The organism is Nocardia sp. CWNU-33 (genome assembly GCF_046764895.1).
GTDB lineage: Bacteria > Actinomycetota > Actinomycetes > Mycobacteriales > Mycobacteriaceae > Nocardia.
Genome location: NZ_JBKOQN010000005.1, coordinates 204,937 through 229,525, shown reverse-complemented (window position 1 = coordinate 229,525; position 24,589 = coordinate 204,937). Strand labels below are relative to the sequence as shown.

General features: G+C 67.1%; 23 protein-coding genes. 14 read left to right on the top strand and 9 right to left on the bottom strand.

Annotated elements, in window-relative coordinates:
- The first annotated feature begins 34 nt into the window (after positions 1-34).
- Together ACLMAL_RS08845 and ACLMAL_RS08840 are read left to right on the top strand one after the other, a co-directional pair.
- Positions 35-757, top strand: a complete 723-nt coding sequence (locus tag ACLMAL_RS08845) for a lysophospholipid acyltransferase family protein (protein ID WP_328411314.1) — start codon at positions 35-37, stop codon at positions 755-757.
- Between the two features lie 58 nt (positions 758-815).
- Positions 816-1,484 (top strand): phosphoribosylanthranilate isomerase, encoded by a 669-nt coding sequence (locus ACLMAL_RS08840; protein ID WP_411998622.1) that lies wholly within the window; start codon positions 816-818, stop codon positions 1,482-1,484.
- A 7-nt stretch (positions 1,485-1,491) separates the two neighbouring features.
- Here the strand turns inward: ACLMAL_RS08840 and ACLMAL_RS08835 are convergent, their stop codons facing one another.
- Positions 1,492-1,995 carry a DUF4189 domain-containing protein gene (locus ACLMAL_RS08835; RefSeq protein ID WP_411998621.1) on the bottom strand — a complete coding sequence of 168 codons (504 nt, stop codon included), beginning with the start codon at positions 1,993-1,995 and terminating at the stop codon, positions 1,492-1,494.
- A 2,555-nt stretch (positions 1,996-4,550) separates the two neighbouring features.
- Between ACLMAL_RS08835 and ACLMAL_RS08830 the strand changes: the two genes are divergently transcribed.
- The 3 genes from ACLMAL_RS08830 (at position 4,551) to ACLMAL_RS08820 (ending at position 8,127) form a co-directional block, all read left to right on the top strand.
- Entirely contained in the window at positions 4,551-6,125 is a 1,575-nt protein-coding gene (locus tag ACLMAL_RS08830; RefSeq protein ID WP_411998620.1) for an alkaline phosphatase D family protein, read from the top strand.
- 52 nt (positions 6,126-6,177) lie between these two features.
- The gene (locus tag ACLMAL_RS08825) at positions 6,178-7,455 is read left to right on the top strand and encodes an FAD-binding oxidoreductase (RefSeq protein WP_411998619.1); all 1,278 of its coding nucleotides are present in this window, start codon (positions 6,178-6,180) and stop codon (positions 7,453-7,455) included.
- Between the two features lie 195 nt (positions 7,456-7,650).
- Positions 7,651-8,127, top strand: a complete 477-nt coding sequence (locus tag ACLMAL_RS08820) for a hypothetical protein (RefSeq protein ID WP_411998618.1) — start codon at positions 7,651-7,653, stop codon at positions 8,125-8,127.
- A gap of 122 nt (positions 8,128-8,249) precedes the next feature.
- Here the strand turns inward: ACLMAL_RS08820 and ACLMAL_RS08815 are convergent, their stop codons facing one another.
- On the bottom strand, positions 8,250-8,666 hold the full coding sequence (locus tag ACLMAL_RS08815; protein ID WP_328411303.1) for a cytochrome c oxidase subunit 4: 417 nt from the start codon (positions 8,664-8,666) through the stop codon (positions 8,250-8,252).
- A 13-nt stretch (positions 8,667-8,679) separates the two neighbouring features.
- Entirely contained in the window at positions 8,680-9,666 is a 987-nt protein-coding gene (locus ACLMAL_RS08810; RefSeq protein ID WP_328412868.1) for a cytochrome c oxidase subunit II, read from the bottom strand.
- A gap of 470 nt (positions 9,667-10,136) precedes the next feature.
- On the opposite strand from ACLMAL_RS08810, the gene asnB reads away from it, so the two are divergent.
- The gene (gene asnB, locus ACLMAL_RS08805; protein ID WP_411998712.1) at positions 10,137-12,080 is read left to right on the top strand and encodes an asparagine synthase (glutamine-hydrolyzing); all 1,944 of its coding nucleotides are present in this window, start codon (positions 10,137-10,139) and stop codon (positions 12,078-12,080) included.
- Between the two features lie 124 nt (positions 12,081-12,204).
- Positions 12,205-12,621, top strand: a complete 417-nt coding sequence (locus ACLMAL_RS08800; protein WP_411998617.1) for a CBS domain-containing protein — start codon at positions 12,205-12,207, stop codon at positions 12,619-12,621.
- A 21-nt stretch (positions 12,622-12,642) separates the two neighbouring features.
- Here ACLMAL_RS08800 and ACLMAL_RS08795 read toward each other — a convergent pair whose 3' ends face one another.
- Positions 12,643-13,611 (bottom strand): carbohydrate kinase family protein, encoded by a 969-nt coding sequence (locus ACLMAL_RS08795; protein WP_328411300.1) that lies wholly within the window; start codon positions 13,609-13,611, stop codon positions 12,643-12,645.
- A 252-nt stretch (positions 13,612-13,863) separates the two neighbouring features.
- Positions 13,864-14,214, bottom strand: a complete 351-nt coding sequence (locus tag ACLMAL_RS08790; protein ID WP_328411298.1) for a HesB/IscA family protein — start codon at positions 14,212-14,214, stop codon at positions 13,864-13,866.
- A 218-nt stretch (positions 14,215-14,432) separates the two neighbouring features.
- On the opposite strand from ACLMAL_RS08790, the gene ACLMAL_RS08785 reads away from it, so the two are divergent.
- Entirely contained in the window at positions 14,433-15,104 is a 672-nt protein-coding gene (locus ACLMAL_RS08785; RefSeq protein WP_411998616.1) for a DUF3043 domain-containing protein, read from the top strand.
- A 103-nt stretch (positions 15,105-15,207) separates the two neighbouring features.
- On the opposite strand, the gene ACLMAL_RS08780 is transcribed toward ACLMAL_RS08785, so the two are convergent.
- Entirely contained in the window at positions 15,208-15,369 is a 162-nt protein-coding gene (locus ACLMAL_RS08780; RefSeq protein WP_406237764.1) for a hypothetical protein, read from the bottom strand.
- 86 nt (positions 15,370-15,455) lie between these two features.
- On the opposite strand from ACLMAL_RS08780, the gene ACLMAL_RS08775 reads away from it, so the two are divergent.
- The 5 genes from ACLMAL_RS08775 to ACLMAL_RS08755 all read left to right on the top strand — a co-directional run bounded on the left by ACLMAL_RS08775 (position 15,456) and on the right by ACLMAL_RS08755 (position 20,033).
- Positions 15,456-16,442: a helix-turn-helix domain-containing protein gene (locus tag ACLMAL_RS08775; RefSeq protein ID WP_411998615.1), complete on the top strand. Its 987-nt coding sequence runs from the start codon at positions 15,456-15,458 to the stop codon at positions 16,440-16,442.
- Between the two features lie 112 nt (positions 16,443-16,554).
- Positions 16,555-17,127, top strand: a complete 573-nt coding sequence (locus tag ACLMAL_RS08770; protein WP_411998614.1) for a bifunctional adenosylcobinamide kinase/adenosylcobinamide-phosphate guanylyltransferase — start codon at positions 16,555-16,557, stop codon at positions 17,125-17,127.
- Between the two features lie 90 nt (positions 17,128-17,217).
- Positions 17,218-18,429, top strand: a complete 1,212-nt coding sequence (gene cobT, locus ACLMAL_RS08765; RefSeq protein ID WP_411998613.1) for a nicotinate-nucleotide--dimethylbenzimidazole phosphoribosyltransferase — start codon at positions 17,218-17,220, stop codon at positions 18,427-18,429.
- Positions 18,430-18,460: 31 nt separating this feature from the next.
- Entirely contained in the window at positions 18,461-19,210 is a 750-nt protein-coding gene (locus ACLMAL_RS08760) for an adenosylcobinamide-GDP ribazoletransferase (protein WP_411998612.1), read from the top strand.
- 109 nt (positions 19,211-19,319) lie between these two features.
- On the top strand, positions 19,320-20,033 hold the full coding sequence (locus ACLMAL_RS08755) for an MBL fold metallo-hydrolase (RefSeq protein ID WP_411998611.1): 714 nt from the start codon (positions 19,320-19,322) through the stop codon (positions 20,031-20,033).
- A 397-nt stretch (positions 20,034-20,430) separates the two neighbouring features.
- Here the strand turns inward: ACLMAL_RS08755 and ACLMAL_RS08750 are convergent, their stop codons facing one another.
- From ACLMAL_RS08750 to ACLMAL_RS08740, 3 genes are all read right to left on the bottom strand, one after another.
- Positions 20,431-21,531: a branched-chain amino acid aminotransferase gene (locus ACLMAL_RS08750; RefSeq protein ID WP_328411283.1), complete on the bottom strand. Its 1,101-nt coding sequence runs from the start codon at positions 21,529-21,531 to the stop codon at positions 20,431-20,433.
- A 355-nt stretch (positions 21,532-21,886) separates the two neighbouring features.
- Positions 21,887-22,987: a glycine cleavage system aminomethyltransferase GcvT gene (gcvT, locus tag ACLMAL_RS08745; RefSeq protein ID WP_411998610.1), complete on the bottom strand. Its 1,101-nt coding sequence runs from the start codon at positions 22,985-22,987 to the stop codon at positions 21,887-21,889.
- A gap of 66 nt (positions 22,988-23,053) precedes the next feature.
- Positions 23,054-23,665, bottom strand: coding sequence for a GNAT family N-acetyltransferase (locus ACLMAL_RS08740; RefSeq protein WP_411998609.1), 612 nt, complete (start codon positions 23,663-23,665; stop codon positions 23,054-23,056).
- A 110-nt stretch (positions 23,666-23,775) separates the two neighbouring features.
- Here ACLMAL_RS08740 and ACLMAL_RS08735 point away from each other — a divergent pair, with 110 nt between their 5' ends.
- Positions 23,776-24,585 carry a TetR/AcrR family transcriptional regulator gene (locus tag ACLMAL_RS08735; protein WP_411998608.1) on the top strand — a complete coding sequence of 270 codons (810 nt, stop codon included), beginning with the start codon at positions 23,776-23,778 and terminating at the stop codon, positions 24,583-24,585.
- Positions 24,586-24,589 lie beyond the last annotated feature (4 nt).

Here is a 24,589-nt window from a genome sequence, read left to right as displayed (position 1 = left end):
CCCGCAACGATCCCGGTTTCGGGGGAAGGACGTCATGTTCTACTGGCTGCTGAAGTATGTGCTGCTGGGACCGTTCATGCATCTCTACAACAGGCCCACGGTCGAGGGTGTAGAGAACATTCCGACGGACGGTCCGGCAATCATGGCGGGTAATCACCTCTCCTTTGCGGACTGGCTGTTCGCGCCGCTGCTGAGTCCGCGGCGAATCAACTATCTGGCCAAGGCCGAGTACTTCAATACCCCGGGCATCAAGGGCGCCTTCCAGAAGTGGTTCTTCACCACCTCCGGTCAGTTCCCCATCGACCGCACCGGTGCCGACGCCGCCGAGGACGCCCTCAACGCGGCGCGCAAGCTGCTCGATCAGGGCCGCCTCGTCGGCCTGTACCCCGAAGGCACCCGCTCCCCCGACGGCCGCCTGTACAAGGGCAAGACCGGCCTGGCGCGGCTCGCCCTCGAGACCGGCGTCCCCGTCATCCCGGTTGCCGTCATCGGCACCGACGAGGTCAGCCCGCCCGGACCGTTCCGCTGGCGTCGCCGCAAGGTCACCGTCAAATTCGGTACCCCGATCGACTTCTCGCGCTACGAAGGCATGGGCGGCAACCGCTTCGTCGAACGCGCTGTCACCGACGAGGTCATGTACGAGCTCATGCAGCTCGGCGGCCAAGAGTACGTCGATGTGTACGCGGCCAGCCTCAAGAAGGGCGTGCCCTCCGGGCCGCGCGAAGCCGCCCGCATTCCGGAATCGGCCGCCAGCTGATCTATTTCGTCCGGCCGGGAGCGCACGAGTCTGCGCTCCCGGCCGTTATCGTCTATCCGTGACGGTGCGCGCGAAGATCTGCGGGATCAGGTCCGAAGCCGATCTGCGCATTGCGCTGGCGGCCGGGGCCGATGCCGTCGGATTCATCTCGGGTGTCACCCATATCAGCGAAGACGCGCTCGATGCCGAGCTGGCCGCCGAATTCTCCCGTGTGGTACCGCCCTTCGTCACTCGCGTGCTGGTGACCCATCTGGAAGCGGCGGACGCGATTCTGGAGCTGGCCGAGCGGGTCGGCGTCGACGCGATTCAAGTCCACGGCCTGGTATCGGATGACACCCTCCGTGCGGTGCGCGCGAACGCCCGCGGGCGCAAGATCATCAAGGCGATCCATGTGGTCGGGCCGGATGTGGTCGATGCCGCGCTGCGGGCGGCATCAAATTGTGATGCCGTACTGCTGGATTCGCGCACCGAAGACCGGCTCGGCGGCACCGGACGGACCCATGATTGGTCGGTGAGTACGGCCGTGGTGACGGCGCTGCGCGGTCTCGGCCGCCCGGTGATCCTCGCGGGCGGACTCGGACCGCACAATATTGTCGAGGCGATAGCGCGAGTCGATCCCTTCGCGGTGGACGTCAATAGTGGAGTCGAAACAGCCACGGGCGATAAGAATCCCGATGCCTGCGCGGCGTTCGTGACAGCGGCACACCGGACCGGTCACACCGGATAGCAGCCGGCTATTCCAGAGCGCATTTCGTCCAGAGGCTGAAAGGCCCGGAAATGCCGTAGACAGTTTCGGCGTTGCTGATCGCTTTGCTTTCGGCCTCGGCAATGGTGTCGCCCCGTTCGGAACCCCAGCCGTCGGTTTGGCCGATGACGAGGCTGATGCAGCCGTTGTGCGACCAGCGGGCGGGTGGGCAGCCGGTGCCGCACGCTGCCTCGGCCTCCTGCGCCGCGGCCTCGCCGCTGACCTGGCTGCGGACCCACGACACCTTGTCGGTCTGCGCGTTGTAGGTGGCGGCGATCCAGCGATCATCGGCGTTCGGGACGGGCGCGGTGGTAGCCGCCGCGGTCGCGGGAGCAACCGGTTTGTCCGAGGTGGGGACGGCCGGTGTGGTGCGCTGCGTGGTGGTCTGGTTCTCGCTGGTGCCCGTGGCCTTGATGTCGGCTTGCTCGTTGTACTCGCGCACCCCGATGATCGCGGTGATCGCGAGCACCCCGACCAGTATCGAACCGAACACCACTACAAACCCTGTGGCGCCATCGTTTTCGTCGAGCAGCTCATCCGGTTCGTCCAGTTGCTCCGCCCGCGCGGACCGCCGAACCGGAACCTGCTCGGACTCGTCCGGATACGGCTGCCGAGACGCCCGCTGCCCATCAGGAGGCGGCCGCCTCGGCGCGCGCACTGGTCCATTCGGATATGGCGCGGCCGGCGACTGCTCCGTAGGCGGGCGCAGCGCTCCCGGCCGGTACGGCCCTGCGTCCGGAGACGAAGGATCACTCGACGGCGGTCTAGGCGACCGCACGGACCCGGGCGGGTGCGGCTGCCGAAGAGCCGAGGGCCCGGCAAGAGCCTGCTCCCCGGGTCGACGCGGCGGAGAATTCGGGAACGACTCATCCAGCGAGTGCTCGCCACCCGGATGCTCGATCCCCATCGGGTGCTGCCCACGGGGCGGCGAGTACCCCATTGGAGGCTGCCGCCTGGATGGATGCACCCACTCATCCTCGAACTCATTCACCCGGGAGTACGAGTCATTCGACGAGTGCTCGCTGGACGGACGCGCTGTCCCCGCTGGCCGGGACCGCCCGGAAGGCAAGTAACCCGACGAAGGCTGCCGCCGGGCAGGACGCCCGGGCTCATTCGAGTACAACTCATCCGAAGCGTGCCCGCCGACGCGCCGCTCGACCTCTGGTAGGTGTGGCCCGGCAGGAGGCGAAGGCTCGACTGGAGGCCATTGCCTCGGTGGATGGGCAGGCCCCGGTAGGTGCGGACGTCCGGACGGCGACTGCGCGCCAGGTGGTTGTCCGGAACCGGAGGGGTAGGGCGGGCGGGACCGAGGCGACTGTTCGGCGTGCGGTTGTTCGCTCGGCGGACGGACGGATCCCGGTGGCGACGGCCGCCCGGTCGGAGATGAAGGATCAGTCGGACGCTGTGGTCTCGACGGGCGAACGGACTCGGGTGAGTTCGGCGCGGACTGCTCACGCGGCCGGTGCACGGGCTCGGAGTGGTAAGGCTGTCCTGGCCGGCCCGGCTCATCCCTGGACGGACCCGTCGGATACGACTGCCGCAATGCCTGCTGTCCGGGCGGGGACTGCCTCGGTCCGCGGACCGGCTCGGCGGGATGCGGCGGTTCGGCAGCCGGCCGGCGGGCCGGTGGATAGGCGGATCCTGGCGCGTACCGCTGCCCGGATGGGGGCGGATAGGGCTGCTCAGGGTTGCGCCCGTGCGGGGATGACATCCGTCCCCCCAATCGTTCTCGTCCGAATAATCCAGCGGCCCCACCCTATCCGTCGAGCGCTCGACCTGCGAGGGTCACAAACCACCACAGGCCATGTGAAGCGCGGATCCGACAACCGTGGTGCATGACTTGCAGTTCCGATGGCGGCTCGATGATCTCGGTCACAGGATTCGGTGGCGTCGGCTTGCCGAGCACCGGATGTGACAACCACTCGATATGCGGCGACTCCTCGGTGCACAATCGGCGACTATCCGGTGGCTGGGCAGGCGGGGACGGTGTTCGTGGTCCCGTCGCAACGCCACATCTACGCGTATCCGATGACGACCCTCGCGGTAATTCGCGCCACGACCGTGCTCGCCCAACTCGCCGTGCTCGGCTACACCCAACACCCGTGGCCGGTCAGCCGGGACGTGTACTGGTGGCGTCGCGACGGCATCGACCTCGCCGCCTCTGTCCAGCACGATGCCGATGAGCTGTGCATCTATCCGTCCGAGACTTCCTCACCGCACTGGACGAGCTCCCCGCCTGACCGCGCACCGGGCCGCCACGAGAATCCGAGCGGCAGTCCGAGATCGAGTGCGGGGAAACGCAAGCAGCTCGCTGTACTACAGCAGTATCCGGGCCGGATTGCAGGCGATGGCCGAAAGATATGCGCAATGATGTTCGGCTCGGACGCGCCCCCGCGCGCAACAACGCGAGGACTCCGGTCTACTCGTCGCGGCAGCGACAATGTGCAGGAGACTGCCGCCCGCACGGTACGACTCCCGCTCCGCGGCAACGGGATCCGGGCCGCGATCCGACAGCGCCGATGCGACGCCCCGACTTCCTCGTTCGGGGCGTCGCGTCGGCCGCAGACTTCGGGCAACCGCCCGACGCCGCGTAAGAGGTTACGCCGCAACCATTTCGGCGGCAGAGGAACCCGCCCAAATTGGGCTTTATGTGGCGGTCGCATGCGCGGATAGAAGCGGTTCGGAGTGCGATCGGACGCCGAGACTTCGGCCGCAGCGCGTTCGCCGCTACACCCCGCGCCGTCCCGGTAGCCCTGATGGAAGTCGGCGATTTCGGTTCCGGCCCAGTGGATTCCACGCACCGTTTGCCACCGGCGGAACCAGTCAAGATCCCAGAGCGTGTGGTTGCGGTGGGCCACCCGTTCCGATCCCATCAGGTGATGGCATCGAGGTGGGCGATGGCCGGATGGCACCAGCGCTCGCCGACGAACCCATATCGGGCAACCTGTCCATTCGTGGCCGCTTGCCGTGTGAACATTGTGCAAGGCCGGGTCAACCCGACAACAGCCGTTCACCCGCCGTTGAGCTCATTGCGCAAAGGTTGCTCCCATGATTCTCGGTGGTTCGGACTTCGGCGTCTCCCGACGCACCCTGCTGCGTGCCGCTGCTCTCGGTCTCATCGCGACCCCCGCGGTGGCCGCCTGTTCGTCGAACGACGGTCCCACGCTGATCCGCAACCGCCCGAATCTCACCCACGGCGTCGCGGTCGGCGATCCGCGCACCGACGGTGCGCTGATCTGGGCGCGTTCGGATCAGCCCGCGAAGCTGATCGTGGAGACCGCGGCCACCGAATCCTTCACCGACGCCAAGCGCTTCACCGGTCCGCTGCTGACGCCGGACTCCGACGGCACTGGCCGCGTGCGCGTCAACGGCCTGCCCGCGGGTCAGCAGGTGCACTACCGGGTGACCCTCGAAGGCGAGGACGGCGCGCGCTCCGAGCTGATCACCGGTGTCTTCCGCACAGTCCCCACCGGCGCTTCCGATATCAAGCTGCAGTGGTCGGGCGATGTCGTCGGCCAGGGCTACGGCATCAACCCCGACCTCGGCGGCATGCAGATCTTCTCCGTTATGGCCGCGCGTGACCCGCACCTGTTCATCCACTCCGGCGACTCCATCTACGCCGACGGCCCACTGCAGGAATCGGTGACGCTGCCCGATGGCCGGATCTGGCGCAATGTGGTGACGGAGGCGAAAAGCGCTGTCGCCCAAACCCTCGACCAGTTCCGCGGCAACTTCGCCTACAACCTGACCGACCAGAACTACCGTCGCTTCAACAGCTCGGTCGCCCAGGTGGTGCAGTGGGACGACCACGAAACGGTCAACAACTGGTACCCAGGCGGCCTGGTCGCGGCATCCAAGGGCTACGCCGAGCGCAGCATGGACACCCTTGCGACCCGCTCCTGGCAGGCCTTTCACGAGTGGATGCCGTTGGAGCCGAAGGATGCGGTGGACGGACGCCTCTACCGCAAGATCTCCTACGGCCCGCTGCTGGAGGTCTTCGTGCTGGACATGCGGACCTACAAGGACACCAACGACATCGACAACGGACCCAGCGGACGCATCTTCGGTCCCGCACAAACGACATGGCTGATCGAAGGGCTACGCGATTCCAAGGCCACCTGGAAGCTCATCGCCAACGATCTGCCGCTCGGCGTGATCGTCAAGGACGGCGAACAGAAGGACACCACCGCCTACGAAGGCCCGGCCAACGGCGATCCCGGCGCACCGTCGGGCCGCGAAACCGAGATCGCCCGAGTGCTCTCGGCGATCAAGGCGAACAAGGTGGGTGGTGTCGTCTGGCTGACCGCCGACGTGCACTACACCGCGGCCCACCGCTATTCCCCCGAACGCGCCACGTTCACCGACTTCGACGAGTTCTGGGAATTCGTCTCCGGACCGCTGAACGCCGGCGCATTCGGCCCGAATCCGCTGGACGCGACCTTCGGTCCGGAAGCGGTCTTCGTGCATGCCCCACCGGTCCAGAACGCCGCGCCGCTCGACGGCGCCTTCCAACATTTCGGTGAGGTCCTGATCGATGGCAAGTCAAGGGAACTGACGGTCAATTTGTGCGATGCGACCGGATCCGTGCTGTTCAGCCAGCGACTTTCCCCGCAGGATGGATAAGTGACGACTTCGGGCGAGCAAGGGAGGCCGCGCTGTGGTTAGCTTTCGTGCCATGAGCACGCCGCACACTGTCGCCGCCGAAGAATATCTACCCCGTGACACTGCGGATGTCGTTCGCACTGTACGAGATTCGCGCAGCCGCGCCGATCGGCTCATGGTGCGCGGCGGCGAGCCGTTCGACGACGGGCTCTCGCTGCCCGATCAGCGCACGGTGCTCTCGCTGCGGCAGATGAATGCGGTGCTCGATATCAATCTCGGCAGGCGCACGGTGCGGGTACAGGCCGGCGCCAAACTGTCCGATATCGACCGCAGACTCGGCGCGCACGGCCTCGGCCTGCCGATCGTCGGCGACCACCGCGACATCACCGCGGGCGGTTTCGCGTCGGTCGGCGGCGTGAGCACGGCCTCGCACAAGTACGGCATGTTCATCGACCAGATCGTCGATCTGGAGTACGTCGACACCGACGGTCGCATCGGCACCTGCGGACGCAACCATCACACCGAGCGCTTCCACCGGATCCTCGGCGCGGGCGGACGAGCGGGCATCATCACCGCGCTCACCCTCGACGCGATCGACATCGACAAGGACCACACCTGGCTGACCACCCATGCCGGCCGGTTCCTGGACTTCGACTCCTTCGTCGAACACGCCTATGCCGAAGTCGCTCGTCCCGGCAACGCGGCACTGCAAGTGGGTCGCTGGGTCGACACCGCGCCGCTGAAGGTGTCGCGGCCGGTCGGCACCGGGCATGTGCAGTTGGGTACGGTGCGCTTCGGCCAGTGGTCGAGCCTCTACCCCACCACGCCGACCCGATCGCTGCGGGCGCGGCGTGAGGTCGGCACCAAGACCAGAAAGTCATTGGGCGTCATCGCCTCTGCCGCGGGCGGGCGCGCAGGCGCCCCGGTGCGCAACGCCGCGGCGGGCGCGTTGATGTTCGCCCCGAAGGTGCTGACGCTGCGCGATGCGGAATACCTCGCCGATACAGTGATCAGCTCGTCCGAACGCGGACCCGCCTACCGAGTGGCCATTTTCGCGCCGCTGTCGAGCTACACCTCGGTGTTCTATCGGCTGCATGATCTGTTCGCGGGTCACCGGGAGCGGACCGGATGCTTCACCGTCATCTCCGCGATGACCTACGGCGTGCGCTCGAAGTACCTGCAATCGGAGGCTGCGGCGCACAATCTGCCCGCGGAGGACCACGGCCTCATCACCTTCACCTGCCGTTTGCGGCCCTCGGCGCTGCCCTCGGAACTGTTGCGCGACATCGTGTCCGGAATCGATGAGATCTGCCACTCCGAACAAGCCCTGCGCTACGACTCCACAGATTAGAGTCCTGTTGCGCCGCACATAGTGGCCGGCCGATAGCTTGTCGCTGCCGGCGGGCACGGGCGGTCGACTCCGACCTGTCGGCGGGGTGTCGATGCACTAGTTCAGCTCTCTCCTGTGAAGGTGCTGTTCGGATGCTCGAATTCGTCCGGCGGCGAACTATTTCGGCCCGCTACAGCTGACGTTGGCCTGCCCGCCATGCTTGACTCCGGCTCCGGGCAGGCGATCAATGTGGGTCCATGGAGCCCGAATACCGGCGCCGCACCGAACTTCGCGCCCTACGCCGGCTCACAGGCCGCGTGGACCACTTTCGGGCAATGTATGGAGGCCGAGCTGTCGCCGCGCGGCATCCAGGTCCCCTCGGTGCACTATCCCGCGCACCGCGCGGACAACGCCGTGACGATCGCGCACTGCAGCGAGGATCCCGCCCGCGAGCCTGCGGCGGCGGCCCGCTGGATCGACACCGCCATCCGCACCCACCCGGCCCGCCTCGAGCCCCGCTTCGCCAGCACCCTCCGCGGCCTCGCTCCACCCACCGCCTCATACACGCCTTCGGCATCTGAGATCCCCGCCCTGAGGGTCTGTCCGGCGATGAGGGACGGGCAGCCGAACGCAAAAGCGCCCCATCGGATCCGCCAATCCGATGGGGCGCTTCGTTCTGAACAAGGCAACTGATCTCGCGAGCACATGGGTACTCACCGGGCACCGACCAACTCACCAACCAGGTGACCGCCGGCCGCCGACGCCACTGTCGCGGCACCCAGATCCGGCCTGAATACGCGCCAGAGGCGGACCAGTCAGTGCTTCTCTGGGCCGAGGTAGTACTCGAACACCAGACCAGCGGCGGCGCCGAGGATGCACACCACGCCGATGGCGATCAGCCAGAGCTGGAAGAACGCGAAGCCCAGTGCGGTGATGGAGCCCGCGGCGGCCAGGGTGATGGGCCAGAAGCTGCCGGGCGAGAAGAAGCCCAGGTCGCCTGCACCGTCCACGATCTCGGCATCCTCGTAGTCCTCCGGACGCAGGTCGAGGCGACGCGCGACGAAGCGGAAGTAGGTGCCGATGATCAGCGACAGGCCGGCTGTCAGCACGGTGGCGGTGGTGCCCGCCCACTCGACGCCGGTACGCGACTGCCCGGTGAAGTAGCCGTACACGATTGCCACGATGACGAAGAACACCGTGAGCAGCTCGAAAATCCGCGCTTCGATCTTCATGTCAGATCAGTCCTCACTTGCTGTCGGCCGCGGCCGCGCTCTTGGTCGTGCGGTCGGTGTTGAACGGCCTCGTGGAGGTGGCGACCGGAGATTCACCGATGGACTCGAGCGCCTCGGCGTTGGTCTTGCCTGTCTTGCGCGACTCGATGTACTTGGCGAACTTCTCCGGCGACACGGCACGGACCTCGAAGTTCATCATCGAGTGGAAGGTGCCGCACATCTCGGCGCACCGGCCGACGAACGCGCCTTCCTTCTCGATCTTGGTGATCTGGAAGACGTTATCCGAATGGTTTTCCTTCGGGTTCGGCATCACGTCGCGCTTGAACAGGAACTCCGGCACCCAGAAGGCGTGCACCACGTCGGCGGCGGCCAGCTGGAATTCGATGATCTTGCCGGTCGGCAGCACCAGAATCGGAACCTCTGTGCTGGACCCGACGGTCTCGATCTTGTCGTAGTGCAGGTAGGACAGGATGTCGTTCTCCGGCTTGCCGTGCACAGGGCCCGGCTGCGGGTGACCGTCCTTGGTCCGCTCCTTGTACTCCTCGAGCTGCTCCTGGTTGGCGGCCTCACGCGTGGTGTCGATGCCGTCGAACGTGAAGCCGTTCTTGAGGTCGACATTGCGGTAACCGAACTTCCAGTTCCACTGGAACGCGGTCACGTCGACGGTGACGTCGGGGTTGTCGACCTTCTCGTGCACGTAGTTCTGCACGACGACGGTGAAGTAGAACAGCACCGCGATGATGACGAACGGGATCGCGGTGTAGGTCAACTCCAGCGGCACGTTGTAACCGGTCTGGCGCGGGAACTCCGGGGAGTCCTTCTTCTTGCGGTGGAAGGTGATGGTCCAGAAGGTCAGACCCCACACCAGCACGCCCATCACCAATGCGGCGATGACGGACCAGGTCCACAGCTCACGCATCCGAGTGGCCTGCGGCGTGATGCCCGAGGGCCAGCCGAACCGCAGCCAAACATTGTCGATCGAGCAGCCCGAGACGAGCATCGCGGTGATGCCCAACGACACCGCCAGCCCGGCCCGCCGAAGGATCCGGCCCTGCCGACCCCTCGCGGGTCGTGCCCCGATCTCTTCGCTCGCCTTGTGCGCCACGCTCACGCCTTCCTGGTCGCCACACATTCCGACATTGCACCGCCGAGGGTGCGATCGCCTCGGCGCTACGTTCTAAGCACGTTTCAGGCCGTTCGGACGCGGGCGTCGCTTGCACGCACGCACCACCTGAGAATGGCCTGAGTACTACGCAGCGTAGACCAAACCGGCGTCCGCTTTGTCGTCGGGTCGCATTCGACACTCCGCCGATACCAAATGACGTGGCCACGGGCGCACGACGCACGGATTCCGCGCGTGCGGCATACTCGGACACTGTATTTCGATCGCCGCGTCCTCCTCCCCTGGGCGCGGTGCCGTCATGGATCAGGGCACGCGCCCCGACCGCAGGAAATGAGGTTGCCGACCCCGTGTGTGGACTGCTCGGATTTCTGACATCTGACGTCGCAGCACCGGACACCGTGGAGCAGGTGTACAACGCCCTGCATTGCGTCCGCCACCGCGGCCCCGACGAGCGTGGCACCTGGCACGACGACCACCTGATCTTCGGTTTCAACCGCCTGTCGATCATCGACATCGAGCACTCGCACCAGCCGCTGCGCTGGGGTCCGCCGGAGAACAGGCAGCGCTATGCGCTGACCTTCAACGGCGAGATCTACAACTACCTGGAGCTGCGCGCGGAGCTGGCCGAGGCGCACGCGGCCGAGTTTCCCGACGGCAAGATCTTCGACACCGAGGGCGACAGCGAGGCGATCGTCGCGGCGTTCCACTACTGGGGCCCTGAATCGGTGCGGCGGCTGCGCGGCATGTTCGCCTTCGCGATCTGGGACACCGAGACCCAGGAGCTGTTCTTGGCGCGCGACCCGTTCGGCATCAAGCCGCTGTTCCTTGCCACCGGCCCCGGCGGCACCGCATTCGGCAGCGAGAAGAAGAGCCTGCTCGAACTGCTGCCCGCACTCGGCCTGACCGACGCGCTCGACCCGCGCGCGCTGGAGCACTACACGGTGCTGCAGTACGTGCCGGAGCCCGAGACGCTGCACGCCGACATCCGCAGGCTCGAATCCGGCAGCCACGCCACCCTGCGCCAGGGCGAGGCGCCGACGGTGACCCGGTACTTCACGCCGAAATTCCAGGTGCGTCCCTTCGCGCCCGGCTCGGCGGCTGCCCGCTACCGGGAGATCGCCGAGGCCATGGAGGACTCGGTCGCCAAGCACATGCGCGCGGATGTCACCGTCGGCTCGTTCCTGTCCGGCGGCATCGACTCCACCGCGGTCGCGGCGCTTGCCATGCGGCACAACCCGAAGCTGATCACCTTCACCAGCTGCTTCGAGCGCGAGGGCTACTCCGAGGCGGATGTGGCCGCGGAGACCGCCGAGGCGATCGGCGCGCGGCATGTCATCAAGACCGTCTCTCCCGCCGAGTTCGCGGCAGCGATCCCCGAAATCGTCTGGTACCTGGACGATCCGGTCGCCGATCCGGCGCTGGTTCCGCTGTACTTCGTGGCTAAAGAGGCCCGCAAGCACGTCAAGGTGGTGCTGTCCGGCGAGGGCGCCGACGAGCTGTTCGGCGGCTACACCATCTACCGGGAGCCGTTGTCGCTGAAGCCTTTCGAGCGGCTGCCCGGCGGGCTGCGCAAGCTCGCCGGCAAGCTGTCGGACCGAATCCCCGAGGGCACCAGGGGCAAGAGCCTGCTGCACCGCGGCTCGCTCACCCTCGAAGAGCGCTACTACGGCAATGCGCGCAGCTTCAGCGACGCGCAGCTGCGGTCGGTACTGCGCGATTTCCGGCCCGAATGGACCCATCAGGACGTCACGGCCCCGATCTACGCGCAGTCGCGCGGCTGGGACCCGGTGGCGCGCATGCAGCATCTGGACCTGTTCACGTGGCTGCGTGGCGACATCCTGGTCAAGGCCGACAAGATGACCATGGCCAACTCGCTGGAGTTGCGAGTGCCATTCCTGGACGTCGAGGTGCTGAAGGTCGCGGAGGGGGTGCCCTACGAGCAGAAGATCACCGACGAGACCACCAAATACGCGCTGCGCCGAGCACTCGAGGGCATCGTGCCCCCACATGTGCTGCACCGCGCCAAGCTCGGTTTCCCGGTCCCGCTGCGGCATTGGCTGCGCGGCGCGGAGCTCTACGACTGGGCACAGCAGACCATCGCGGAATCGCAGACCGATCACCTGCTCGACAAGGGCGCCATCAAAGGCATGCTCGACGACCACCGCACCGGCCGTATCGACCACAGTCGCAGGCTGTGGACGTTGCTGGTGTTCATGATCTGGCACGGCATCTTCGTCGAGAACCGCATCACGCCCGATATCCAGGAGCCTGTCTACCCGGTCTCGCTGTAACCCTTCGCACCTGACCGGCCGGAAGCCCGGCGTTCGCTCGAACGCCTATACAGCCTGCCCGAGCAGGGAGAGAATGAATTTGCTCAGGGTGAGCGGGCAGGCCGGGTAGTCAGGAGATGCCGTCGTGACCACTGCCAGAGACATCATGAAGTCAGGGGCTCAGTGGGTCTCCAAGGAGCAGACCGTGGAGAACGCCGCGCGCATTATGGCCAGGCGCGATGTCGATGCGCTGGTGGTCGGTGACGACAACGACCGCATGTGCGGCGTCATCGGCTACCGCGACATCGTCCTCAGGTGTGTCGCCGAGGGGCTGCCGGCGGCCAGGACCACAGTGGGCGATCTGTGTTCGGGCACCCCCCGCTGGGTTACCTCCGATGCGGACCTCACGAAGGTGCTCGACGAGATGAACAGTCACCACATCAAGCACCTCCCGGTGATCGAGGATCGGCGGTTGATCGGCACGATCGGCGAAACCGACCTGGTCGATCACTTGGACGTCGCCCAACTCGGCGAATTCACCCGGGCCCACGCCGGAACGTGACCCGGGTGAGCCGGGACCGGCCTACAGCAGGGGCTTGATTTCGTCGGCGGCTTCGAGGCCGTACGCCTTGGTGAGGCGCTCCAGGGCATCGTCCTTGTTCAGTGTCCACTCCTGGGTGCCCATGGTCTCCAGGACGAGGACGGCGATCAGCGAGCCGAGCTGGGCGCTGCGCTCCAGGCTCAGGCCCCCGGTGTGGCCGGTAAGGAAGCCGGCACGGAAGGCGTCACCGACGCCGGTCGGCTCGACCTTGTTCGTCTCCGGGACCACGGATACCCGCACCTCGGTGCCGTCGCGGTCGACGATCTGCACGCCGTTCGAGCCGAGCGTGGTGACGCGGATGCCGACATGGCGCGCGACCTCTTCCTCGCTGAGCCCGGTCTTCTGCAGCAGCAGCGCCCACTCGTACTTGTTGGTGAAAAGATAAGCGGCGCCGTCGATCAGCTGGATGGCCTGATCACCGTCGAGGCGGGCCAGCTGCTGGGACGGATCAGCGGCGAACGGGATGCCGAGCTCACGACACTGCTGGGTGTGCCGCAGCATGGCGTCGGGATCATTGGCGCCGATGAGCACCAGCTCCAGCTCGTGTTCCTCGGCGAGGTCGCCGATATTGATGTCGCGGGCCTCGCTCATCGCGCCCGGGTAGAAAGACGCGATCTGCGCCATATCGTCGTCGGTGGTGCAGACGAACCGCGCCGTGTGCGCCCGGTCGGAGATCTTCACGCCGCTGCAGTCGACACCGTTGGCTTCCAGCCAGGCGCGGTACTCGGCAAAATCGGCGCCGACGGCGCCGACCAGCAGCGGCGTCCGGTTCAGCAGGCCCATGGCGTAGGCGATATTGCCCGCGACCCCACCACGGCGGATCTGCAGATCATCGACGAGGAAGCTCAGCGACACATGGTCGAGTTGGTCGGCCAACAGCGCGTCGGCGAACCGTCCGGGGAAACGCATCAGGTGGTCGGTGGCAATCGATGCCGATACTGCGATAGTCACGAGGCTCGCGGTCCTTAGCTGTCGACAGGAAGACACGCCGAGGTAGAACACCCGGCGACAAATTCACCGTATCAACAACAACATCCGTCGAACATCAACAGCCGCCCGGGTGTCAAGGGGGATTGCTTCGACGGCGGTGGCTCAACTCCCCACAATCGACGGCGGGCCCGCCACGCGAGTCCGGCGGCACCGATGGTGCGCCGGGATGCGGGCGAGCCCAGCCGCGTCAGCGGGAGAAGCCGTTCTCCGTCCTCAGTTGAACGAATCGCCGCAGGCGCACGAGCCGGTGGCGTTCGGGTTGTCGATCGTGAAGCCCTGCTTCTCGATGGTGTCGACGAAATCGATCGAGGCACCCTGCACGTAGGGGGCGCTCATCCGGTCAACCGCCAGCGTGACGCCGCCGAAGTCCGCGACGAGGTCACCGTCGAGCGAGCGGTCGTCGAAGAAGAGCTGGTAGCGCAGGCCGGCACAACCACCGGGCTGCACCGCGATGCGCAGTGCCAGGTCGTCGCGACCCTCCTGGTCGAGCAGCGCCTTCGCCTTCAGGGCGGCTGCTTCGGTCAGCGTCGCACCGTGAGTTTCGGTCTCGTTCTGCACAGTCATGAACTCTCCTAGGGACAGCTGTGTTCAACCCGTGAACAGCACACGGCTCGTGGCTGTCAACACCGTTCCGCAGGCTGCTATTCCCTATCTTGCCATCATCGCCCGCGGACGGAGCACACGACTGTCGGGTGTGAGCGGCGGCACGCCGGCCACCCCTCGCACGCTCGCGGAACCGACCGCATTTCCTGCCGAGTACCGCATCGAATAGCCTGGTCGCTGTGAAATTGTTCCGTCGCGGCGAGTCCAGCACCACCGACGAGAGCGCCGCAGTGACGGCGGGCTCGAACGGCGGCTCGGCCGCGGGCTCCACCCGGACGGCGGCCCCGGCCACCGAGGGCAAGGGCCGTCCCACTCCGAAACGTCGTGACGCGCAAGGCAAGCGCCGCGGTCCGGTCGCTCCCGCACCACTCACCGCGAAGGAGGCCCGCGCCCGGCGCAAGGCCACTCGCGGCAGCAGGGAAGACCGCAAAGCGGCCTCCTCCGAGCGGCGTCTCGCCGCCCAGGAGCGGCGCGCCAGGATGCTCGCAGGCGAGGACAAATACCTCCTGCCACGCGATCAAGGCCCGGTGCGCGCGTTCGTCCGTGACATCGTCGACGGCAGGCGCAACCTCGTCGGCCTGTTCATGCCGATGGCGTTGGTGCTGATCCTGTCGATGTTCGTCGCGCCCGCGCTGCAGACCATCGTCACCCTGGCAATGCTGGTCATGATGGCATTCATGATCGCAGAGGGCTTCCTGCTCGGCCGGACCGTGAACAACCGGGTTCGCGAGCGGTTCCCCGACAGCACCGACACCGGCTACCGGCTCGGCTGGTATGCCTTCGTGCGCGCGTCCCAGATCCGCAAGATGCGGGCGCCGAAGCCGCGGGTCACCCCGGGCGATGCCGTATAGATCCAGACAGCACACAGCAGACCGGCCCGACGCCTACAGCGTCGGGCCGGTCTGCTTTCTACTGTCGGTAGCCCGGGCGCCGGCTTCGGGTTTTCGCCCGGTTTCATCGGTGGTGCGACATCCGACCGAACATCGCCGACAGTTCGGCCTGTTGACGCTGAACGTCACGGTCGACGATGTTCGACGATCCGAAGTGGCCGCAACCTTGCGCGATGACGACTGCGAAACCGACGATGAGGGCGAGGACAACGAGGAAAGTAATCATGGCAGTAATTTTGCGCTCGCCCACTTTCGGCCGAAAGTGGCTGTACTGACATTGTTCGTAAAGATTCAGCCAGTTACACTGAATCCATGTTGTCCAAGGTCGCCGTTGTCACCACCGGCCCCCTCGCCATGTTCGAATTCGGGGTCGTCTGTGAGGTTTTCGGCCTGGACCGAACCGCCGACGGACTGCCTGCCTTCGACTTCCGCGTGTGCGGCGCCGAACCGGGCAAGCCTTTGCACTCCACCACGCCCGGCGTCACCGTCACGCCGGAGTACGGATTGGCGGAACTGGGCGGAGCCGACCTCGTGGCGATTCCCGCATTCCACGCCTCCCTGCTCGGCCCCGGACTCGATCCGCGCATCGTCGAAAGCGTCCGGGCGGCCGCCGACTCGGGGGCGATCATTCTCACGGTCTGCTCGGGCGTGTTCCTCGCCGGTGCGGCCGGACTCCTCGACGGCCGCAAGTGCACCACGCACTGGCGCTATGTGGACCAACTCGCCGAAATGTTCCCCGAGACCACCGTCGACCCGGACGTCCTGTTCGTCGACGAGGGCAACCTGATCACCAGCGCGGGCACCGCCGCGGGCATCGACGCTTGCCTGCACCTGGTGCGCAGAGAGATCGGCAGCGCCGCCGCCAACGGCATCGCGCGGCGCATGGTGGTGCCGCCGCAACGCGACGGAGGGCAACGCCAGTTCATCGAGCGCCCCGTTGCCGCGTGCACTTCCGACAGCCTCAGCGCCACGCTGCAATGGATGAGCGAGAACCTCGAACTCCAGCACACCATCGACAATCTCGCCGGTCGCTCGGTGATGTCGACGAGAACCTTCGCCCGCCGCTTCGCCGCCGAGACCGGAACCACCCCGGTGAAATGGCTGACCAACCAGCGCGTCCTCTACGCCAAGCACCTCCTGGAAGACACCGACGACGGCCTGGAAAACATCGCCGCTCAAGCCGGCTTCGGCTCCGGCGCCCTCCTACGTCACCACTTCCAACGCATCGTCGGCATCGCCCCCACCGAGTACCGCCGCCGCTTCGGTGGACATCCGACTGGTGAAGCAGACAGCGCGTAATCGCCCTTCCACGCTCGGCGTCGGTCTGTTATCGGGCGCGCCGGTCGCAGCGCCCGGCCGATCAGCCGGGCAGACCAGGCCCGATGCGGTCGGCGTTGATACGGTTGCGCACGTGTCGGACAGCTCACCCACTCCCAGGCGCGTGCGCCGCACCCGCAGGACATTGGTCCTGGGCGGTGCCCGGTCCGGCAAATCCGCGTTCGCGGAAGGGCTGGCGGCCGACCCGGGGCCGGTGCGTTATCTCGCCACGGCGGTCCTCGATCCCGCCGATCTCGACTTCGCCGAACGCATCGCTCGGCATCGCGACCGCAGGCCGGCCGACTGGACGGTTGTCGAAAGTGCCGATCCCACAGCGGTTCTCACCGATTCGGTGAGCGCTGCCGCGGCCGGCGCGACCTTGATCGACGACGTCGGCACCTGGCTCACCGCACGCATCGACGCCCGTGCCGCCTGGGAATCCCCACGCGGCACCATCGCCCCCGACACCGACGCATTCGTCGGAGCGGTCGAGGCCTATGCGCACCGACTGGTGATCGTCAGCCCCGAGGTCGGGATGGGCGTCATCCCCGCCACCCGATCCGGCCGCCTGTTCCGCGACGAAATCGGCACCCTCAACCAGCGCCTCGCCGCCATCTGCGACGAAGTCTTCTTGGTCGTCGCGGGCCTGCCCATCCACCTCAAATAGTGGGAACCGGGCGATGTGCGCGGCGGTATCCGGGGCGGGCAGTATGAGGCGGCGTAGGAACGAACTGCTCTGACCCCGAAAGGCTCGACAGTGACACACGGATTCGAACCGGTTGCGGCGCCCGACGCGCAGATTCGGGCGGCAGCGCAGCAGCGGCAGGCGCAGCTGACCAAACCCGGTGGTGCGCTGGGACGGCTCGAGGAACTGGGCAACTGGGTGGCGGCATGTCAGGGCGTGTGCCCGCCGAAGCAGTTCGAGCGGGCCCGCGTTGTGGTGTTCGCGGGCGATCACGGTGTCGCGCGGCACGGAGTGTCGGCGTATCCGAGCGAGGTGACCGCGCAGATGGTCGCCAATTTCCGGAGCGGCGGCGCCGCGGTGAACGCGCTGGCCGCGGTGGCGGGCGCGACCGTCCGGGTGGCCGATATCTCCGTCGACACCGACACCGATCCGCAGATCGGCAAGCACAAGGTGCGCCGATCCAGCGGGGCCATCGACCGCGAGGACGCGCTCAGCACCGAGGAAGTACAGGCGGCCCTCTCGGCAGGCATCGCGATCGCCGACGAGGAAATCGACGCGGGCGCAGACCTGCTCATCGCCGGCGACATGGGAATCGGCAATACCACGCCCGCGACCGTGCTCATCGCGACCCTCACCGACACCGAACCGGTTGCCGCGGTCGGGCGCGGCACCGGCGTCGACGATGACGGCTGGGCGCGCAAGGTCGCCGCGATTCGTGATGCCATGCGCCGCGCCCGCCCCATCGCCAAAGATCCCGTCGAACTACTGCGCGTTGCCGCAGGCGCCGATTTCGCCGCCATGGCAGGCTTTCTGGCCCAGGCGGCCGCCCGCCGCACTCCCGTCCTCCTCGACGGCGTGGTCGTCACCGCCGCCGCACTGGTCGCCGAAGACCTGGCCGCGGGCGCCAGCGCCTGGTGGCTTGCAGGCCATCGCTCCACCGAACCCGCCCACACCCTGGCTCTCACCCGATTGCGCCTCGAACCACTACTCGACCTGAACATGCGCCTCGGCGAAGGCTCCGGTGCACTGACTGCCCTCCCCATCCTGCGCGCCGCCGTCGCCACCCTCGCCGACATGGCAACGTTCGCCGAAGCGGGCGTCAGCACGGCCGGACCGGCGGCGGAGGACAGCGTGTCCGGCGCGAATGCGGACGCGAACGCCGACGATGAGGGGGGATCCTCGGGCACAGCAGGGCCGTCCAGCACATCCGACAGCAGTACGGGCGTCTCCGCCGACGGCACGGTGCACGAATCACCGGACACGAAGCCGGATCTGACGAAATGAACGGCCGGCAACCGCGGCTGGGTCGGTGCGTATGAACGAGTTGCGGCTGGCGGTTTCCTGGCTGACGGTGGTGCCGGTCCGAGGGCCGGACACCGTGGACCGTGCGACGGCCGGGCAGGCAATTGCGTTGGCGCCGTTGGTCGGTGGCGTGCTCGGCGCCGCGGCCGCCGGGCTGTTGTGGGTGCTGATCTGGGCGGGGGTGGCCGCGCCGCTGGCCGGGCTGCTCGTGGTCGCGGCGTTGGCGCTGCTCACCCGTGGCATGCACCTGGACGGCCTCGCCGACACCATGGACGGACTGGGCAGTTACGGACCGCCCGAACGCGCAAGGCAGATCATGAAATCCGGCGGCGTCGGGCCCTTCGGAGTCGCGGCCGTCGTGTTTTCCATTGGCATCCAGGCATTTTCATTCGCTGCGCTGGCCCAGGCCGAGCGCTGGTTTGCGGTGATTCTCGCGGTGGTCGTCGGCCGGATCGTGGTGGTGCTCGCGTGCAGGCAGGGCATCGACGCCGCACCCGACGCCGGATTCGGGGCCCTCGTCGCGGGAACCCAATCCAAGCTCATCGTCGTAGTGTGGGCAGCAGCCGCGATCACCGCAGGTCTGTCGGTCGTCCCCCACCATCGGTGGCTCGGCCCACTCGTCGTCTTCCTCACACTGACCGTCTCGGCCCTGCTGGTCGGACACTGTGTCCGCCGATTCGGCGGCCTCTCCGGCGACATCCTCGGTGCCACCCTGGAGATCTCGGTCGCCCTGACCGCGGCAGCCCTCGCATTCCGCGCTTGACCGCTCGCGTTGGACCAAGGGCCGGGTGTCGGACAATACAGTCTGGGTCACTGGAATTTTTCCGGCCGCGCCGGAGGAATCGTCTGGGCCGGGCAATAAGGTGTGCGGTATGTCTTCCGAGCGCCTGTATTTTCGTCAGTTGTTGTCCGGGCGGGACTTCGCCGTCGGTGATCCGATCGCGACGCAGATGCGGAATTTCGCATATCTGATCGGCGATCGCGAGACCGGGGAATGCCTGGTGGTTGATCCGGCGTATGCGGCGGGCGACCTGGTCGACATCGTCGAAGGCGACGGGCTGCGAATGACCGGCGTGCTCGCCACCCACCACCACCCCGACCACGTGGGCGGCACCATGCTCGGATTCACCCTGCGCGGCGTGCGCGAGCTGCTCGAAAAGACGAGTGTCCCAGTGCATGTCAATGCCGAGGAACTGTCCTGGGTCGCCAACGTCACCGGCATTGCGCCCAGCGAGCTCACCGGCCACCAGCACGGCGACAAGGTCACCGTCGGCGCCTTCGACATCGAACTCTTGCACACCCCCGGCCACACTCCCGGCAGCCAGTGCTTCCTGTTCGACGACCGCCTCATCGCAGGCGACACCCTCTTCGTCGACGGCTGCGGCCGCACCGACTTCCCCGGCGGCGACTCGGACGAAATGTTCCGCAGCCTGCGCTACCTCGCCGACCTCCCCGGCAACCCCATCGTCTACCCGGGCCACTGGTACTCCCAAGAACCCTCGGCCCCCCTCGCGTCGGTCAAAGACACCAACTACGTCATGCGCCCCAAAACCCTCGACGAATGGCACATGTTCATGCCCAGCTGACCTCAGACCTCGAGCGGCACACGGTCGCGACGACGCGAGCACCATGGTGCGCCACCCACAGACCAGTGCTCGCGACCAACGGGACATGGCTGCGGTAGACAGCGGGAGACAGTTCCGTCATGTCCTTTTTCATCGGCAGAGGGCAGGAAGGAAGCCCGGTGAACGGTGAGGGGCGCATGGACGCGGCACACCGCGTGTGGCAACCGCCATGGTGTGCCACTCACCGACCTCACCACGGGAAGCGGGGACAATGCGGCCCGCAAGTGACCAGCGGACTCCGCTGTCGCCGAGACATGGCGCCGCTGATTTCCGCTGCGGCACGGAGGCCACAGAGGCGGAGATGGTGGGGCGCCGCGATGGGGCCGTCCTGGGTTGCGGACCCGGGTGGGTCCGCGGGTTACATGCCGCGCATCCAGCCGTGGATGTCGGCGAAGGTGCCGCGTTGGATGCCGGTGAGGGTGTCGCGCAGGGCCATGGTGACCTCGCCGGGTTCGCCTCCGCCGATGGCGAATTCGTCGTCGGCGGAGCGGACCCAGCCGACAGGGGTGATCACGGCGGCGGTGCCGCAGGCGAAAACCTCGGTGATCTCACCGGATTCGGCGCCCTTACGCCATTCCTCGACCGAGACCTTGCGCTCCTCGACCGGGTAGCCCGCGTCGGCGGCCAGGGTGAGCAGGGAGTCGCGAGTGATGCCCGGCAGCAGCGAACCGGACAGTTCCGGGGTCACCAGGCGCGCGTCCGAGCCGGAGCCGAAGACGAAGAACAGGTTGTTGGTGCCCATCTCCTCGACGTAGCGGCGTTCGCAGGCGTCCAGCCAGACCACCTGGTCGCAGCCCTTTTCGGAGGCCTGTGCCTGGGCGAGCAGCGAGGCTGCGTAGTTGCCCGCGACTTTGGCCTCACCGGTTCCGCCGGGCGCGGCGCGCACGTATTCGGTGGACAGCCACACCCGCACCGGCTTGACGCCGCGTGGGAAGTACGCGCCCGCAGGCGAACCGAGCAGCAGGTACTTGTAGGCCGTCGCGGGCTTCACACCGAGACCTGCCTCGGTGGCAAACATGAACGGGCGCAGGTAGAGCGACTCCTCGCCGCCCGCCGCGGGCACCCAGCCGCCGTCGAGCTCCAGCAGCTGCCGTACCGATTCGATGAACAGCTCCTCCGGCAACTCCGCCATCGCCATGCGGCGCGCGGACTTGCGGAACCGTGCGGCGTTCGCGTCGATGCGGAAACAGGAGATGCTGCCGTCGTTCTGACGGTAGGCCTTCAAACCCTCGAAGATGGCTTGGCCGTAGTGGAACACCATCGTCGCCGGGTCCAGGGGTAGTGGCCCGTACGGCTCGATGCGGGCGTTGCCCCAGCCTTCGGCCTCGGTGTAGTCGATCGACACCATGTGGTCGGTGAAGAAGCGCCCGAACCCGGGTGCCGCGAGGATCTCCTGTACCCGCTGCGCCGGGGTGAGCGCGGGATGCGGAACACGGGTGAACTGTGCGGCAACGGTCATGAGCCTGATCCTATCGGGCGCCGATTCCCCGGTGTACGCCTGCTCCGCAAGCCTGCACAGACATCCCGTTTTCGGCTCGATCACATAGCAACTTGTCACCCGACACGCCGTGCACCAGGTGTGCGAACGCCCGATCCTGCCGCAATGCGTCCCGGCAGCCCCACCCCGGACAACGCACATCCGAACCACCCGATCCGGCCCCGGCGCGCGTCGAGCAGGAGCCGGCGGGCCGATCATCCGGCCTGCGCTTGCGCAGTACGGACACAGGTGACGCGCTGGTTTCGACGATGGCTCGCGCGGACCTCGACATACCGGGCGCCGCGTATGCGACGACCCGATCGCCGCCCACGCGGACCTACTTGGTGTTGGTTTCGACGAAGGGCGGGCGGACGATTTCGCAGCGGAGCCGACGGCCGCGGACGTCGACCTCTACCTCGGTGCCGGGCTGCAGGTCGGCTTCGGTGTCGAGGAGCGCGAGGGCAATGCCGATCTTCAAGGTGGGTGAGAAGGTGCCCGAGGTGGTTTCGCCGACCGGTTCGCCGTCGCGCAGCACCGTCTGGCCCTGGCGCAGCACGCCGCGGTCGAGTGCCTTCAGGCCCAACAGGATTCGGCATGGGCCCGCCGACTTCTCCTGCTCCAGTGCGGTTTTGCCCCAGAACTCGGGCTTTTTCCAGCCGACGGCCCAGCCGGTGCGCGCCTGTACCGGCGAGATCTCCAGTGACAGTTCGTGTCCGTGCAGCGGATAACCCATTTCGGTGCGCAGGGTGTCGCGGGCGCCGAGACCGGCGGGCTGACCGTCGGCGGCACGCACCTGCTCGACGAGAGCACGGAACAGCGGCTCGGCATCGGGCCAGCGGGGCAGCAGTTCGAAGCCGTGCTCGCCGGTGTAGCCGGTGCGGCACACCCGAACCGGTCGACCATCCCACTCGGCGTCGGCGTAGGCCATGTACTCCATGTCGGTGGGCAACCCGAGCGCGGCGAGCACCTCGGTCGAACGCGGTCCCTGCACCGCGAACACCCCATATTCGCGATGCTCGTCGGTCACCGTGATGCCTTCGGGCGCCACCTTCTGCAGCTCGGCGACCACCGCGGCGGTGTTGGCGGCGTTGGGGACGAGGAAGATCTCGTCATCGCTGACGTAGTAGGCGATCAGATCGTCGATCACACCGCCGTCGGGCGCACAGCACAGGGTGTACTGCGCCTTGCCCGGACGGATCCGGCCGAGGTCGTTGGTGAGCGCCGAATTCACGAACTCGGCAGCGCCTGCACCGCGCACGGTCGCCTTGCCGAGGTGGCTGACATCGAACAATCCGACCGTCGTGCGGACGGCCTGATGCTCGGCAACCGTGCCCGCATACGACACCGGCATTTCCCACCCGCCGAACGGCGCGAAACTCGCCCCGAGCTCGACGTGAACACCATGGATCGGGCCTTGCAGCAGGTTCGTATCGGTCACCACGGGAGCTTAACCCCGGCGGATTCGCCCTCCGGCCCGTACCTGCTGTTGATCCGGGTTGCGTCGTCAGCCTCGAAACCACATCGGGATCAACGTCGGTCCACCCTCGGGCAGCGTGTGCGTCACGCTGTCACGCACGAAACCGCAGCGGGTGTACAGACGGGCCGAACGTTCGGTACTGGCTTCCAGGAATGCCGGGACGCCCGCATCGGAGGCGGCTTTCAACCGGTCGCCGAGGATCGCGGCGCCTGCGCCTTTGCCGCGGTGCTGTGGCACCGTGAGGATCACCTGGAGATAGCGGTGCGGGAACTCTCGGGGATGTTCGCTTGCGAGCAGTTCCATCACGGTGGCTGCGCGCTGCAGCGGGCGCAGGTCGGGCAGAGCGCCGGCGCGTTCCCTGGCTTCGGTGGCTTCGGACTCGAATCGTGACACCGACGTGACAGCCTGCCATACCGACACCGCCCATATCTCGTCGTCGAGCCCCGCGGTCCACACCTCGTCCTCGCGCAATGCGCTGTCGATCAGGGCAGGCACGTAGCCGGCCTGGAACTGCTCGACCGAATACCCTTCCAGCACCCATGCACTCACCGCCTCGTCCACGCTGCCCGCGGCGAAGGCCTCGATCAGCGCATCGCGCCGGGCGACATCGCCGCGCCGGACCGTCAACGTTGTTTCCATCTGTTGTCCTCACGCTCGGAACAGTGTGTGCTTTTGCCAAGGTATGGACAGCACATGGGTTTTGCTAGCATTTCGTCACACTGATTCGTGTGTCGAAATGGGGAAACGTGATGAGGTGTGCGACCTGCGGCGGGCAACTCCTGCAGCCGATGAAGGGTCGCCGCCGCCGCTATTGCTCGCGGTCGTGTCAGGCCCGCGCCTACCGGTCACGCCGCGATGCGGTGATCGCGCCGCGGCGCATCGTGCGGCCCGCCCGCCTCACCACCGTCGGCATCGTCCGCGCCGCCGTCGAGGTAGCCGACAATGACGGCATCGATGGGCTCTCGATGCGTCGTTTGGCAGGCGACCTCGGTATCGCGACAGCGAGCCTGTACCGCCACTTTCCCGACCGTGAGGCACTGCTTGCCGCGATGGCCGAACTTGTGCTCGCCGAAATCCCGCCACCCCCGGCACATTCGACGGACTGGCGGGCCCGGCTCACGCACGAGGCACGCGAAGAGTGGCGGCTCTACCGCAGGCACCCGTGGATGCTGACGGTCCTCGCGCGCACCCGCCCACCACTGGGGCCCGCCCTGTTCGACATCGTGGAACGCACCCTCTCGGCCCTGGATCACCCAGGTCTGCCGCCCGAGCAGATGCTCGCGATCTATCTGTCGGTCTCCGGTCTGGTCCAGGGCCTCGCACTGCTGTGGAGCTCCGAGCGGGCAGACCGGATCGGCGGTGTGGAACCACGCGCCTGGTCGGATGCACTGCGCGGCGAGCTCCCGGAACTCCTGGACCCCACCACCCGACCAGTGCTGCACCGACTCTTCACCAACGCTCCCACCGGCCTGGATCTCAATTTCGACGCCCTGCTGGAGACCGGACTCGAATTGCTGCTCGACGGCGTCGCGATGCGCCACCTGCCGCTCACCCAATAGCCTG

What these genes read in the sequence shown, in the direction of transcription:
- ACLMAL_RS08790 (WP_328411298.1), bottom strand. Translation starts at nt 14,214, where the DNA reads ATGACTGTGCAGAACGAGACCGAAACTCACGGTGCGACGCTGACCGAA.
- ACLMAL_RS08815 (WP_328411303.1), bottom strand. Translation starts at nt 8,666, where the DNA reads ATGAAGATCGAAGCGCGGATTTTCGAGCTGCTCACGGTGTTCTTCGTC.
- ACLMAL_RS08780 (WP_406237764.1), bottom strand. Translation starts at nt 15,369, where the DNA reads ATGATTACTTTCCTCGTTGTCCTCGCCCTCATCGTCGGTTTCGCAGTC.
- ACLMAL_RS08735 (WP_411998608.1), top strand. Translation starts at nt 23,776, where the DNA reads ATGAGGTGTGCGACCTGCGGCGGGCAACTCCTGCAGCCGATGAAGGGT.
- ACLMAL_RS08830 (WP_411998620.1), top strand. Translation starts at nt 4,551, where the DNA reads ATGATTCTCGGTGGTTCGGACTTCGGCGTCTCCCGACGCACCCTGCTG.
- ACLMAL_RS08825 (WP_411998619.1), top strand. Translation starts at nt 6,178, where the DNA reads ATGAGCACGCCGCACACTGTCGCCGCCGAAGAATATCTACCCCGTGAC.
- ACLMAL_RS08845 (WP_328411314.1), top strand. Translation starts at nt 35, where the DNA reads ATGTTCTACTGGCTGCTGAAGTATGTGCTGCTGGGACCGTTCATGCAT.
- ACLMAL_RS08775 (WP_411998615.1), top strand. Translation starts at nt 15,456, where the DNA reads ATGTTGTCCAAGGTCGCCGTTGTCACCACCGGCCCCCTCGCCATGTTC.
- ACLMAL_RS08820 (WP_411998618.1), top strand. Translation starts at nt 7,651, where the DNA reads ATGCTTGACTCCGGCTCCGGGCAGGCGATCAATGTGGGTCCATGGAGC.
- ACLMAL_RS08740 (WP_411998609.1), bottom strand. Translation starts at nt 23,665, where the DNA reads ATGGAAACAACGTTGACGGTCCGGCGCGGCGATGTCGCCCGGCGCGAT.
- ACLMAL_RS08755 (WP_411998611.1), top strand. Translation starts at nt 19,320, where the DNA reads ATGTCTTCCGAGCGCCTGTATTTTCGTCAGTTGTTGTCCGGGCGGGAC.
- ACLMAL_RS08750 (WP_328411283.1), bottom strand. Translation starts at nt 21,531, where the DNA reads ATGACCGTTGCCGCACAGTTCACCCGTGTTCCGCATCCCGCGCTCACC.
- ACLMAL_RS08810 (WP_328412868.1), bottom strand. Translation starts at nt 9,666, where the DNA reads ATGCTCGTCTCGGGCTGCTCGATCGACAATGTTTGGCTGCGGTTCGGC.
- ACLMAL_RS08760 (WP_411998612.1), top strand. Translation starts at nt 18,461, where the DNA reads ATGAACGAGTTGCGGCTGGCGGTTTCCTGGCTGACGGTGGTGCCGGTC.